Origin of the sequence: Actinomadura sp. KC06 (assembly GCF_004348735.1) — a bacterium.
Classification (GTDB): Bacteria; Actinomycetota; Actinomycetes; order Streptosporangiales; family Streptosporangiaceae; genus Spirillospora.
The window spans coordinates 1-13,478 of record NZ_SMKT01000196.1 but is presented as its reverse complement, the minus strand read 5'-3'; the positions used below and the strand labels follow the sequence as shown (position 1 = coordinate 13,478).

Here is a 13,478-nt window from a genome sequence, read left to right as displayed (position 1 = left end):
AACAACGTCAGATGTTTGTAAGAGACAGGGGTGGGGGCTGGAGGACGGTGACAGGCTGTAACCGTGTGATCATCACCGTTGACACCCTGTCCGGATAGGATCGCGGGTGATGCTGCCCACTCTCGACGACGTCCTCCAGCTCGACGCGGTACGCCGCGGCCAGCCGCACGTCGTCGCGGGCGCGGACCGGACCGGCAACCGGGTCCGCTGGGTGCACGTCGCCGAGGTCACCGACATCGCGCACCTGCTGCACGGCGGCGAGCTCGTCCTCACCACCGGGATCGCGCTGCCGGACGAGCCCGACCGCCTCCGCACCTACATCAGCGAACTCGCCGAGGTCGGGGTGAGCGGGCTGATGATCGAGCTGGGCCGCCGCTACCTGTCCGTCCTGCCGCCCGCGCTGATCAGCGCCGCCGAGGACCATGGGCTGCCCGTGATCGTCCTGGCGCACGAGCCAGCGTTCGTGGACATCACCGAGTCGGTGCACGCGCGCATCGTCCAGGACCAGTTCGCCGAGCTGCGGGCCTCCGAGCAGCTCCACGAGATCTTCACGCAGCTGTCGGTCGAGGGCGCGTCCACGGACGAGGTCGTCCGGCAGGTCGCGTCGCTGGGCGGGCATCCGGTCGTCCTGGAGAACCTCGCCCACCAGGTCCTCGCCGCGGACGCGAACGGCGCCGACCCGTCCGAGCTGCTGTCGGCGTGGGAGACGCGGTCGCGGGCGGTCCGTCCGGGCCGCCGCACGGGCTACGACGAGTCGTCCGGCTGGCTGGTCACGATGGTCGGCGCCCGCGGCGAGGACTGGGGGCGCCTCATCATCGACCTCGGCGCGCCGCCGTCCGCGCGCGACACCGTGCTGATCGAGCGGGCCGCCACCACCCTCGCCCTCGGCCGCCTCCTCGACCGGCACGCCGAGAGCGTCGAGCGCCAGGCACACGGGACGATCATCGCCCGCATCCTCGCGCACGCCTACTCCGACCCGCAGGAGGCCGCCGCCAGGGCCCGCGCCCTCGGCGTGCCGCTGTCGGGCCGCCGGCTGCTCGGCGTCGTGCTCCGCCACCGCGGCCCCGCGACGTCCGCCCCGCCCGTCGGGGAGCTGAACGCGCTCGCCGAGACGGCCGCCGCCGCCTGCAAGGACGCCCGGCTCGCCGCGCTGGTCGGCGTCCTTGACGAGGGCGGCCCGCACGCCCGCGTCGGCGTCCTCGCGTCCCTGCCCGCCCGCGCCGACGTGGAGACCGCCCTCACCGAGGTCGCCACCCGCATCCGCAAGCAGTCCGGCGACACCGTCATGGCGGCCGGGTCCGTGGTCGAGACGATCCGCGACGTCCGCCGCTCGTTCCTGGAGGCCGAGCAGGTCGCCGACGTCGCCGCCCGCGGGGCCGGCGCCCGCCTCTTCTACCGCCTCCCCGACCTGCGCCTCCGCGGCCTCCTCCACCTCCTGCGCGACGACGCCCGCGTCCAGACCTTCGTCGAACGCGAGCTTGGACCGCTCCTGGAGTACGACGCCCAGCGCGGCAGCGACCTCACCCGCATCCTGGAGCTCTACCTCGAATCGGGCCGCAACAAGGCCGTCGCCGCCCAGCAGGCCCATCTGTCCCGTCCCGCCTTCTACGAGCGGCTCCGCCGGATCGAACGCGTTCTGGACGCCGACCTCGATGACGTGGAGTCGTGCGTCTCCTTCCACGTCGCCCTTCTGGCGCTGAGTTCCGTCCGCTGGGAACGTTCCTGACCAGGCGCCATCCGGCGAAAGACGGCCCGCGACGAGGGTCCCCGCGTTTACGCTTCGGTGCATGACGGACGCGGCTGTGCATGTGCATCGGTATGGGGATACAGCGGGCGATCCGGTCGTCATGCTGCACGGGATCGCGGGCCACGGAGCGCGCTGGCGCCGGACCGCCGAGCGGTACCTGGCCGACCGGCCGGTCATCGCGCCCGACCTGCGCGGGCACGGGCGCTCGCCGCACGAGCCGCCGTGGACGGTCGAGCAGCACGTCGCCGACCTCCTCGCCATGCTCGACCTGGAGGGCGTCGACCAGGCCGACCTCGTCGGGCACTCCTACGGCGGGATGATCGCGCTGCATCTGGCGCGGGCCGCGCCGCGGCGGGTGCGGCGGCTCGTCCTGCTCGACCCGGCCATCGGGCTCGACCCCGCCAAGGCGGCCGAGGAGGCGCGCGGGCACATGACACCGGTGTCGTTCGGCGACGTCGCGGAGGCGCGGGCGGCGCGCCGGGCACGGTGGCCGGCGGCATCGGACGAGACGCTCGACGACGAGATCACCGAGCACCTCCAGCACGGCGCGGACGGACGGCTGCGCTGGCGGTACGAGCCGGCCGCGATCGTGGCCGCGTACTCGGAGATGGCGCGGCCGCACGTCCCGCCGCCCGCGGGCGTCCCCACCCATCTGGTGATCGCGACGCAGGCCGACCTGGTGCGCCCCGAGTTCGTCGTGGACTGCCGGACGGCGCTCGGGCCGGACCTCGCCATCAGCGAGATCGAGGCCGGACACATGCTCTACATCGACCGCCTGGACGAGACGGGCGCGCTGCTCAGCGCGTGGCTCGGCGGAGGCGCCGGCGGCCGGTGAACGGCGGCAGGGTCAGCGGGGTGTGCAGTCCCGGCCGGGCCTCGGCGACCGCGGGGATGGCGTTGACCAGGCGCAGCGCGGTCGCGAGCGTCCCGGGGACGGACGGGTCGGCGGCGCCGGGGCTGGCGACGTCCAGCCGCCACGGCGGCTCGCCGGCGATCTCGACGCGGTGGCCGCCGGGCTCGCCGAACGGCGGCGCGGGCCAGTGCGGGGCGAGGTCCTCGCGCAGGCGGGCCACGTGCTCGACGGTGATCACGGGACGTCCCCCGAGCATGCCCGACACCTGGAACCGCAGGCCCGCCGTGGTGCCCTTGGCGATCCGCCCGGCGGGGACGTCGAACGACTCGGGCGCCGGGCACAGCTCGTAGGTCTCGTCGAAGTCGTCCAGCGGGACGGCCAGCTGATCGGCGATGAGGCGGATCATCGGCCCCCACATCAGCGTCGGCACGCCCGGCCGCACGACCGGCGGCCGGTGCCCGATCGGCCCGCCGAAGCCGAACTCGCGGACCTCCGCGCGGCGGGCATAGCACATGACTTCGGTGATCTTGATGCCGTCGAGATGCAGGCTCGCGCCGCTGAGCAGCAGCGGGAGCATGTCGGTCATGGGGCCGGGGCCGGTGGCGAGGCAGGCGGCGCCGCCGGTGGCGCACGCCGCGCGCAGGCGCCGGGCGGCGGCCGGGTCGGCGGACGGCTTCGGCGGCAGCGCGTTCGTCACCACCCCGGCGCCGGACTCCAGGATGCGGCACACCTCGTCCACGACCCGGCCCCGGCCGCAGGCCGTGTGGCTGATCACGTGCGGCCGGAGGGCGAGCAGCCGCGCCGGGTCCGCGGTGGCGAGCACGCCGGTCCGGCGGCCGGTCCCGGCCAACTCGGCGGCGTCCAGCCCGGCCTCGCGATGGTCGCCGACCACGACGCCGACGAGTTCGAGATCCGGGTGCTCGATGATCGCCCGCAGTGACTGCCTGCCGAGATGCCCGGTGGCCCAATGGCCGACAAGGTACGACATACCACCTCATTTCTGACCAAGCGTTCGGTCAAGTGCGCGCATTCTAAGCAGGGCGTTCCGGCCAGGACGAGCCCCTCGGGGGACGTACATCGGTGCACGGAGGGGCACAACCATCTGGTGACACTTCGCACAGGTCCGCGCACGTTCGGGGTTGAGGAGGAGCTGCTCCTCGTCGATCCGGCCTCCGGGGTGCCGCAGGCGGTCTCCGGTTCCGTCATCCGGTACGCCCGGCGGCACGACGAGCTGTTCCTCACCGGCGGGCGGCGATCCAAGCCGCTGGAGACCGAGCTGCAGCGCGAGCAGCTGGAGACGGCCACCCCCGTCTGCACGTCGCTCGCGGAGATCTCCGAGCACGTCAGATCGGCGCGGCTGGCGGCCGCGCAGTCGGCCGCCGGGGTCGGCGTCTCGGTCGCGGCGCTCGCGACGTCGCCGGTCGCCGTCCGCCCGTCGCTGACGCCGTCGCACCGCTACCAGCGGATGCTGGTCGCCTACGGGCCCGCGATGGACGACCAGCTCACCTGCGGCTGCCACGTCCACGTCGGCGTCGAGTCCCCGGACGAGGGCGTCGCCGTCCTCGACCGGATCCGGCCGTGGCTGCCGCCGCTGCTGGCCCTGAGCGCGAACTCGCCGTTCTGGCAGGGCACGGACACCGGCTACGACAGCTGGCGGCACGAGGTGTGGGGACGCTGGCCGTCGAGCGGCCCGACGGAGCTGTTCGGCTCCGCCAAGGCGTACCGGACGACGGTCGAGGCGCTGCTCGCCACCGGCGCGCTCCTCGACGAGGGCATGATCTACTTCGACGCGCGCCTGTCGCGGCACTACCCGACCGTGGAGATCCGCGTCCCGGACGTGTGCCTGGACGCCGACGACGCCGTGCTGCTGGCCGCGCTCGTCCGGGCGCTGGTCGACACCGCCGCCGCGGCCTGGCGCGACGGCGACCCGCCCGACCCGGTGCGGGCCGACCTGATGCGGCTGGCGATGTGGCGGGCCGGACGGTCGGGGCTGCGGGACGACCTCGTCCATCCGTCCACCCGCCGCGCCGCCCCCGCCCAGCAGGTCGTGGGCGCGCTCCTCGACCACCTGGCCCCGGCCCTGGACCGCTCGGGCGACCTCGACGCGGTCGTCGGCATGCTGGACGGCCTCCGCGAACGCGGCAACGGCGCCCAGTTCCAGCGCGCCATCTACTCCCGGACCCGCGACGTCAGAGCCGTCGTCGCAGGCGCCGTCCAGCGCACCGTCACGGTCTGAACCTGCCAGAATCCCCCCATGCTGGACGACGCCGCCCTGGAACGATCACCGGTCGTCGCCAACAACCTCATGAACCGCGAGCGCACGCTTGCCTCCTACGCCCGCGAACTGGGCATCGACGTCCTCGCCGAGGTCGGCGCCGGCCGCTGGCTCGACCTGTGCTGCGGGACGGCCCGCGCCCTGACCGAGGCCGCCGCCGTCCTGCCGAAGGGCGCCGAGATCGTAGGCGTCGACCTGGTGGACCCCTTCGTCTCCGACCCGCTCCCGGCCCCCTCGCGGCTGATCACCGCCTCGGTCGCGACCTGGGAGCCGGACGGCCCGTCCGACCTGATCACCTGCGTGCACGGCCTCCACTACGTCGGCGACAAACTCGGCCTGCTCACCCGCGCCGCCTCATGGCTGACAGAGAACGGCCTGCTCATAGCCAACTTCGACACGCGAAGCGTCCGGCACCCCGACGGCACCCCGCCCGGCCGCCGCCTCACAACCGCCCTGCGCCAAGCAGGCTTCGCCTACGACCCCCGCCGCCACCGCATCTCCCTACGCGGCCACCAAAAGGTCGAACTCCCCTACCACTACCTCGGCGCCGACGACCGCGCCGGCCCGAACTACACAGGCCAGCCCGCCGTCAACAGCATCTACACCCACATGAAATAGGCCCCTGGACAAGCCACAACAACACCTTTGGCCAGGCCCCAGCCGAGTCACAGACCATGCGACCACATCCGCCCCGACGCCAACTCCCACGGTTATTCCACGCCTGCACCGTGACACAAGGACCGGCCAGCCCGTATCGCGAAGTCCCAGCACACCGCACACATCCGTGACAGACCGCAACGCCGTGAGGATCGCCAGCGTCACTGACGTGCCCCAGAGCCGCCCTGGGGGACACCGTGCCTTGCGCCGCAGGGCGCAGAGGGCGGCGGGCGCAGGCGACCGCCGCGCCGCCGCGCACGTCCACAGCGAGGCGCGCACGACGGTGTCAGGATCGCCTGCCTCACTGACGTGCCCCAGCGGCGCCCCCTGGAGCAACACCGTGTCTTGCGCCGCAGGGGGCCGCGGGGCAGGTGACCATCGCGCCGCCGTGCACGTCCACAGCGGGGCGTGCACGGCGGCATGAGGGTCGCCTGCGTCACTGACGTGTCCCAGAGGCGTCCCCTGGGGCCACACCGCGTCCTGCGTCGCAGGGCGCAGGGGGCCGCGGCGCAGGTGAACGCCGCGCCGCCGTGAGCATTCGCGGTGGGGCGTGCGCGGCGGCGTGAGGGTCGGCTGGGTCGTTGCTGGGAGGGGTCTGCTGGGCTGGCGGGTGTTAGGTGGTCTTGCGCTTTTGGAAGGGGAGGTAGCGGTCGGCGCGGCGGGGGCGGGCTAGGAGGCCGGTGGATTCGACGGCGAGGATGCGGTCGAAGCGGAAGGCGCGGACGCCGCGGCGCATGCGGCACCAGCCGACGAGGTACCAGTGGTCGCGGTGGACGAGGCAGGTGACGGGCTCGACCTCGCGGATCGTGACGTTGGCGCCGGCGTCGCCGTAGCAGAGCCGGACGACGCGGTGCTCGGTGATGGCGGCGGCGATCACGCGGGCGCGGTCGGAGGTGGAGGCGTCGAGGGGCTTGGTGAGGGTGGCGAGCGTGGTGGTGACCACGTCGTCGTGGAGGGCGGCGTCGAGGAGGGTGTGCAGGGCGCGGCGCGCGGTGGTGGCCTGCGGGCCGGCGCCGAGGTGCGCGAGCGAGAGCGCGAGAGCGGCGATCTCCGCCGCGGTGAGCGGGGCGGTCGCGGTGGGCGCGGACTGAGGGTGCGTCGCAACGTTCGCCATGGTTCGATCATACGTTCGAACACCGACATTTTGGAGGGCCGGAGACGCTCGGATCGCGTCACGTGACTCACCTCGGCGCCGCGGACGACGATGATCGGCATCGCGCTTGAGAAGGCGACCTTCGATGGTGAAAACTTGGGCACCAAAACGTGCTCTATGTGGGGGAATCGGGGCGAACATGGGCCGACCGTGGACCGGCGTTGAGTGACGCGCGGGTGGGCCGGCCCCCGATGAGCCGAGACGAGGCGGACCGCGCGTTGGCGCGGCTCCGCGACGAGCGGGAGCGCATAAGCGCCGCACTGCTCGAACTGGAGGCCCATCAGGGCTACCAGTTGCTGGAAGGGGCGGCGCTGGACGGGGAGACGCGGCGCGTGCAGTCCGAGGTGCGGGCGGGCCTGCGCTCGCTGTGGGCCCTGTTCGACGTGTACGGACGGGTGCTCGGCGCCGCCGAGGAGCTGCGGGCGCGTCATGCCAAGCCGGGGCAGACGCAGCTGAAGGAGCTCACCTGGCTGCTCGCGGGCCCGTCAGTGGAGCTTCCGGTCGAGGAGGTGCCGCTGGAGCGGCGGACGCTGCTGTCCGTCCCGTCCGGCGAGAAGCTGACCCTGCGGGCCGCGGTCGAGCGCATGACGCCGCTGTACGAGGAGGCCGCGCGGACGGTCGCGGCGCTGGACGCGGTCTGGTCGGCGCTGCTGTCGCGGCTCGCCGAGGTGGAGGCGGAGCGGCGGGCGGCGGAAGAGCTGCTGGAGTCCCTCGGCGGGACCGAGCCGGAGCTCGACCGGCTCCGCGCGGACCTCGCCGCCGTCGCCGCCATCGTGCGGAGCGACCCGATGGCGCTGGCGCGGGACGGCCGCGCCGACACCGGGCGGCTGGACGCGATCCGGACGGGCCTCGCCGACGTGCGCCGCGGTCTGGAGGAGGCGGAGCGGCTGCGGGACGGGTTCGCCGACCGGCTCCGCGCCGTCGCCGCCGTCCTGGACCGGTTGCGCGGGACGGAGGAGGAGGCCCGCCGGGTCCGCGACGAGGTCCTCGCCAAGATCGTCAAGCCGACGCTGCCCGATCTGCCCGAGTCGTCGGCCGCGCTGGCCGACCGGCTCGCCGCGGTGGCGCGTCCGGCGCAGGGCGCGGGCTGGAACGACCTGGCGGCGCGGGTCGCCGAATTGGAGCGGGCGTCGAACGACGCGCTGGAACGGGCGCGGGAGGCCTCGGGCGTGATCCGCGGCCTGCTGGACCGGCGCGAGGAGCTGCGCGGGCGGCTGGAGGGGTACCGCGTGAAGGCTGCGAGACTCGGCCACGCCGAGGACACCGAGCTGGCACGGATCTACGAGCAGGCCCGCGAGCTGCTGTGGACGTCCCCCTGCGATCTGCGAAAGGCGACCGTGACTCTGTCGGGATACCAGCAGGCCATCAACGCGCGGGCGAAGGGAGTGGAACGATGAGCCAGTGCACGGAGCCGGGCTGTACCGGGACCATTGACGGCGGATACTGCCTCCGGTGCGGCGCGGCCGCCTCGTCCGGTCCGCCGCCCGGCTCGTCCGGCGCGCCGTCCGGCTCGTCCGGTCCGCCGTCCGCGCCGGACGCCTGCGCGCAGCCCGGCTGCACAGGGACGATCTCGGACGGCTACTGCGACATCTGCGGCAACCCACCGGCGAGCCCCGTGAGCGGCCCCGGCGTGCCGGCTCCGCGAACGCCCGCCGCCCTGCCGCCCGACGCGTGCCGCATGCCGGGCTGCACCGGGACGATCATGGACGGCTACTGCGACGTGTGCGGCTCCCCGCCCGCCCACACGACCCTCACCGCGCGGGCGGGAGCGTCCGGCAGCACGAGCACGGGCGGCACCGTCGGGAGCACGCGGACGGGCAGCACCCGCACCGGGTCGGCGCGGTCGTCAGCGCGCCGGGGCATGCTCGGCGCGGGGCTGGTCGAGGTGCCGCGCGTCCCGTACCGGGACCCGTCCACGGCGGTGATGAGCAACCCGGAGGTCGCGGAGGGCAAGCGCTTCTGCAGCAACTGCGACGAGCCGGTCGGACGGGGACGGAGCGGGCGGCCGGGCCGCACCGAGGGGTTCTGCCCGAAGTGCGGGACCAGGTTCTCGTTCACGCCGAAGCTGCGTCCGGGCGACCTCCTCGGCGGGCAGTACGACGTGCTCGGCTGCCTCGCGCACGGCGGCCTCGGCTGGATCTACCTGGCCAAGGACAGGAACGTCAGCGACCGCTGGGTCGTCCTCAAGGGCCTGCTGGACAGCGGCGACGCGGACGCGATGGCGGCCGCCGCGGCGGAGCGCGCGTTCCTCGCCGAGGTCGAGCACCCCAACATCGTCAAGATCTACAACTTCGTCCAGCACGACGGCGACGGCTACATCGTCATGGAGTACGTCGGCGGCCAGTCGCTGAAGGACATACTCCTCCAGCAGCCGCAGCCGTCCGGCGAGAAGCACCTCCCGCTCGCGCAGGCCATCGCGTACGGGCTGGAGGTGCTGCGCGCGTTCGAGTACCTGCACGCGCAGGGCCTGGTCTACTGCGACTTCAAGCCGGACAACGTGATCCAGTCCGAGGAGCAGCTCCGGCTGATCGACCTCGGCGGCGTCCGGCGGCTGGACGATCCCGGCGGCGCGATCTACGGCACGATCGGCTACCAGGCGCCGGAGATCGCCGACGACGGGCCGTCCGTCTCGTCCGACCTGTACACGGTCGGGCGGGCGCTGGCCGTGCTGAGCTTCCCGTTCCGCGGCTTCACCAGGAACTTCACGACCTCGCTGCCGGAGCGCTCGCAGGTCCCCGTGCTGCAGCGGTTCGAGTCGTTCGACCGCTTCCTGCGCCGGGCGACGCACCACGACCCGGCGGAGCGGTTCCAGGACGCGGCGGAGATGGCCGAGCAGCTCACCGGCGTGCTGCGCGAGGTGCTGGCGGCCGAGGACGGCGTGCCGCGTCCGGCGCCGTCCGGGCTGTTCGGGCCGGAGCGGTTCGCGACCCGGATGGCGGGCGGCGAGTCGGACGAGTCGGCGCTGCCGCCCGTCTCGCCCGCCGTGGCCGCCGCGGCGCTGCCGGTGCCGCTGGTGGACGGGTCCGACCCCGCCGCCGGGTTCGTCTCGGGCCTCAGCGCGCTGGAGCCCGAGCAGGTCGTGGAGGCGGCGAAGAACGCGCCCGAGCGCACGCCCGAGGTCAGGCTGGCGCTAGCCCGCGTGCAGATCGAGCTGGGCGCGGCGGGTGAGGCGCAGGCGCTGCTGGACGAACTCGACACCCAACGTCCCGGCGACTGGCGGGTCAACTGGTACCGCGCCGTCGGGCTCCTCGCGCAAGGCCGGGTGGCCGAGGCCGAGCCCTGGTTCGACCACCTGTACGGGCTGCTTCCGGGCGAGGCGGCGCCCAAGCTGGCACTCGCCTACTGCCGTGAACGGACGGCGCCGCACGAGGCCGTCCGCCTGTACGACATGGTGTGGCGCACGGACCAGAGCTACATCAACGCCGCGTTCGGCCTGGCCCGCGTCCATCTGGCGGCGGGCGACCGGGCCGCCGCCGTCGCCGCGCTGGATTCGGTGCCGAAGATCTCGATCCGGTACCTGCCCGCGCAGGTGGCCGCGGTCGCGACCGCGGTCCGCGGGCGCGCGCCCGCGGAGCTCACGGCGGCCGAGCTGGTCGCGGCCGGCGACCGCCTCACCGCCCTCGACCTGGACGGCGAGCGCCGTGACCGCCTCGCCGCCGAGGTGCTGGAGGCCGCGCTCGACTGGCTCCTGGACGGGCCGGGCGCGGCGGGCGGGGCGCGGGGCGGCTCCGTCCTCGGCACCCCGCTCGCGGAGCCGCAGCTGCGCCGCCTGCTGGAGGCGACGTACCGGGAGCTGGCCCGCCGCACCCGGGACCGGGACGAATGCCGGCGGCTCGTCGACTCCGCGAACGCCGTCCGCCCGAGGACGCTGCTGTGACCGGCGACGCGCACGCGGCGAAGGCCGCGGAGCCGTCCTGCCCGGCGTGCGGCGAGATCGTGTACGCGGGCGAGGTCTTCTGCGAGGAGTGCGGGCACCGGCTGTCCGACGCCCCGCCCGCGGAACCGCCCGGACGCCCCGACGCGACGATCAAGCAGAGCTCGCAGCCGGCCCGCCGTCCGGCGTCCGCGGGTCCCTGCACGAGCTGCGCCGGGACGGCGATCGACGCGGACGGCTACTGCGAGTCCTGCGGCCTGCGCCAACCCGCCGAACGCGACCACATCGAGATCGAGATCCCGGCGCCAGGAGGCGGGGCCGGGAACGGGACGCGGCCGGTGGTCGCGGCGGGCGCGAGCGACCGCGGACGCCGCTACAGCCGCAACGAGGACGCGATCGCGATCGCCGTCCACTCCGCCGGGGTCGCGGCCGTCGTGTCGGACGGCGTCGGCTCGTCGCAGCGTCCCGACGACGCGTCGCACGCGGCCGCCGAGACGGGCGCCGCCGAGCTGGTGGCGCGCCTCGACTCCGGCGATGACCCCGAGGAGGCCACCCGCGCCGCGGCGCTGAAGGCCGCCGCGGCCGTCGCCGCGCTGGCCACGTCCCCGGCGGACGCGCCGTCGTGCACCTACGTGTCCGCGGTGACGCGCGGCACGGCGGTCACGGTCGGCTGGATCGGCGACAGCCGCGCGTACTGGCTGTCGGCGGACGGCGCCGTCGAGCCCGGCGAAGGCGAAGCCCCAGGCCCTGGCGCGGAGGTCCCGGACGAGGAGGTCAGCACCGGCGACATGGCGGAGCTCGGCCCGTCCCGCCGCCTCACCGACGACGACTCGTGGGCCGCGTTCATGGTCGCCGAGGGCTCGCTGACCGAGGCGGAGGCAGAGGCGCATCCGAACGCGCACGTCATCACGGCCTGGCTCGGCGCGGACGCCGGGGAGGTCAGACCGCACGTCGCGTCGTTCCGTCCGGTGGGGCCCGGCACGCTGCTGGTCTGCAGCGACGGCCTGTGGAACTACTTCCCGGCGGCAGGCGACCTCGCGGCGCTCCTCGCCGCCAGCCCCGACAACCCGGCCGACCCAGGCGGCGCGGGCAGTGGCGCGCCCCGCCTTGGCCACGATCCCGCGGCCGATCCGCTCGGCGTCGCGCGGACGCTGGTCCGCCGCGCCCTCGACGCGGGCGGCCGCGACAACATCACGGTCGCCGTCATCCCGCTTCCGTCCCCCGCCGCCCCGCAGAGCCGCATCCACGAGAGCACGACGCAGAGCACGGAGCAGCCCCGATGAGCGAGCAGCCGCAATTCACCGTCAAGATCGACCAGAACAAGTTCCTGCCCGAGGGCGGCCGCGAGGTGCACGCCATCGTGTCCGTGGAGGCGACGGCCGCGGAGGGGGCCGTCGCGGCGGTCCCGTCGTCGACCAAGGCGTCCGAGGTCATCATCATCGACACCTCCGGGTCGATGTCCTATCCCGACACGAAGCTGCGCGCGGCGGTCAAGGCCGCGAAGGTCGCGATCGACACGCTGCGCGACGGCGTCGAGTTCGCCGTGATCTCCGGCTCCAACACCGCGAAGATGGTCTTCCCCGCGCAGCCCGGCCTGGTCGCCGCGAGCCCGCAGAGCCGGGAGCAGGCCAAGGTGGCGCTGAACAAGCTGAAGGCGTCCGGCGGCACCGCGATCGGCTCCTGGCTGCGGCTCGCGGACGAACTCTTCGACAAGGCGCAGGGCGGCCTCCGGCACGCGATCCTGCTGACCGACGGCAAGAACCAGCACGAGACGGCCGAGGAGCTCGACGCCGTCCTGTTCCGCTGCGACGGCCGGTTCGTGTGCGACTGCCGCGGCGTCGGCACCGACTGGGAGGTCGCCGAGCTGCGCAAGATCGCGTCGGCGCTGCTCGGCAGCGTCGACATCGTCGCCGACCCGGCCGGTCTGGAGGCCGACTTCCGCGCGATGACGGAGGCGGCGATGGGCAAGTCCGTCGCCGACGTCGCGCTGCGCGTGTGGACGCCGCAGACGGCGACGCTGCGGTTCGTCAAGCAGGTCCTCCCGTCGGTGGAGGACCTGACCGGCAAGCGCGTCGAGGCCGGGCCGCAGGCCGGCGACTACCCGCTCGGCGCGTGGGGCGCCGAGAGCCGCGACTACCACGTCTGCGTGGAGGTACCGCCCGGCGACGTCGGGAAGGAGCTGCGCGCCGCCTGGGTGAAGCTCGTCGTCCCGGGCGCGCCCGGCGAGGAGGCGCAGGTCCTGGCGAGCGGGAACGTCCTGGCGCAGTGGACGGACGACGAGGCGCAGTCCACCAGGATCAACGCGCGGGTGGCGCACTACACGGGGCAGGCCGAGCTCGCCACCGCCATCCAGGAGGGGCTGCAGGCCCGCAAGGAAGGCGACTTCGACACCGCGACCGCACGGCTCGGCCGGGCCGTGGTGCTGGCGAACGAGGCCGGCAACGACGAGATCACCTCGATGCTCCGCCGGGTCGTGGACGTCGTCGACGAGGCGACCGGCACCGTCCGGCTGAGGCGCGACGTCGACAAGGCCCACGAGATGGAGCTCGACACCCGCTCCAGCAAGACCGTCCGGACGCGCAAGGACGAGACCGTCACCACCCGCCGGGGCGAGGGCTGAGCATGGCGAGCTGCCCCAACGGACACACCTCGCAGGCGTCCGACTACTGCGACGTCTGCGGCGAGCGCATCGGAGCGTCCTCCTCCGCCTCCCCGTCCGGCGGTGGCACGGGCGCGTCCGGTCCGCAGAGCACCGCGGCCCTGCAGTCCCCGCAGGTCGGACGCGGTCAGGGCGGCGGTCCGACGCCGTGCCCCGACTGCGGGACGCCCGGCAGCGACCGCTTCTGCGAGGCGTGCGGCTACGACTTCGCCACCGGCGGCGGCAAGCCGACACCGCGGACCGCCCCCGCGACCCCGTCC

At 74.2% G+C, this 13,478-nt stretch carries 10 protein-coding genes and 1 pseudogene; 9 read left to right on the top strand and 2 right to left on the bottom strand.

Translation table 11 applies throughout. The features are described from left to right. Window positions 1–109: 109 nt before the first annotated feature. Both E1287_RS37330 and E1287_RS37325 read left to right on the top strand, forming a co-directional pair. Window positions 110–1,726, top strand: coding sequence for a PucR family transcriptional regulator ligand-binding domain-containing protein (locus tag E1287_RS37330; protein ID WP_131970006.1), 1,617 nt, complete (start codon window positions 110–112; stop codon window positions 1,724–1,726). Window positions 1,727–1,787: 61 nt separating this feature from the next. Further along, window positions 1,788–2,582, top strand: a complete 795-nt coding sequence (locus E1287_RS37325; protein WP_131970005.1) for an alpha/beta hydrolase — start codon at window positions 1,788–1,790, stop codon at window positions 2,580–2,582. Here E1287_RS37325 and E1287_RS37320 read toward each other — a convergent pair. Then, window positions 2,545–3,588, bottom strand: coding sequence for a dihydrodipicolinate reductase (locus tag E1287_RS37320; protein WP_131970004.1), 1,044 nt, complete (start codon window positions 3,586–3,588; stop codon window positions 2,545–2,547). The genes E1287_RS37325 and E1287_RS37320 overlap by 38 nt on opposite strands. 117 nt (window positions 3,589–3,705) lie before the next feature. On the opposite strand from E1287_RS37320, the gene E1287_RS37315 reads away from it, so the two are divergent. Together E1287_RS37315 and E1287_RS37310 are read left to right on the top strand one after the other, a co-directional pair. Further along, window positions 3,706–4,836, top strand: coding sequence for a glutamate--cysteine ligase (locus E1287_RS37315; protein WP_243719704.1), 1,131 nt, complete (start codon window positions 3,706–3,708; stop codon window positions 4,834–4,836). Window positions 4,837–4,854: 18 nt separating this feature from the next. Then, window positions 4,855–5,493 carry a class I SAM-dependent methyltransferase gene (locus tag E1287_RS37310; RefSeq protein ID WP_131970002.1) on the top strand — a complete coding sequence of 213 codons (639 nt, stop codon included), beginning with the start codon at window positions 4,855–4,857 and terminating at the stop codon, window positions 5,491–5,493. 652 nt (window positions 5,494–6,145) lie between these two features. Here the strand turns inward: E1287_RS37310 and E1287_RS37305 are convergent. After that, window positions 6,146–6,646: a WYL domain-containing protein gene (locus E1287_RS37305; protein WP_131970001.1), complete on the bottom strand. Its 501-nt coding sequence runs from the start codon at window positions 6,644–6,646 to the stop codon at window positions 6,146–6,148. Window positions 6,647–6,876: 230 nt separating this feature from the next. Here E1287_RS37305 and E1287_RS37300 point away from each other — a divergent pair, with 230 nt between their 5' ends. The 5 genes and pseudogenes from E1287_RS37300 to E1287_RS37280 all read left to right on the top strand — a co-directional run. Then, window positions 6,877–8,082: a hypothetical protein gene (locus tag E1287_RS37300; RefSeq protein ID WP_131970000.1), complete on the top strand. Its 1,206-nt coding sequence runs from the start codon at window positions 6,877–6,879 to the stop codon at window positions 8,080–8,082. After that, window positions 8,079–10,562 carry a serine/threonine-protein kinase gene (locus tag E1287_RS37295; protein ID WP_131969999.1) on the top strand — a complete coding sequence of 828 codons (2,484 nt, stop codon included), beginning with the start codon at window positions 8,079–8,081 and terminating at the stop codon, window positions 10,560–10,562. Before E1287_RS37300 ends, E1287_RS37295 begins: the two co-directional genes overlap by 4 nt. After that, on the top strand, window positions 10,559–11,842 hold the full coding sequence (locus E1287_RS37290; protein WP_243719703.1) for a protein phosphatase 2C domain-containing protein: 1,284 nt from the start codon (window positions 10,559–10,561) through the stop codon (window positions 11,840–11,842). Before E1287_RS37295 ends, E1287_RS37290 begins: the two co-directional genes overlap by 4 nt. Beyond that, the gene (locus E1287_RS37285) at window positions 11,839–13,179 is read left to right on the top strand and encodes a VWA domain-containing protein (protein ID WP_131969997.1); all 1,341 of its coding nucleotides are present in this window, start codon (window positions 11,839–11,841) and stop codon (window positions 13,177–13,179) included. The genes E1287_RS37290 and E1287_RS37285 overlap by 4 nt, the downstream gene beginning before the upstream one ends. A 2-nt stretch (window positions 13,180–13,181) precedes the next feature. Beyond that, window positions 13,182–13,478: pseudogene (locus E1287_RS37280) on the top strand (FHA domain-containing protein); the annotation flags it as partial.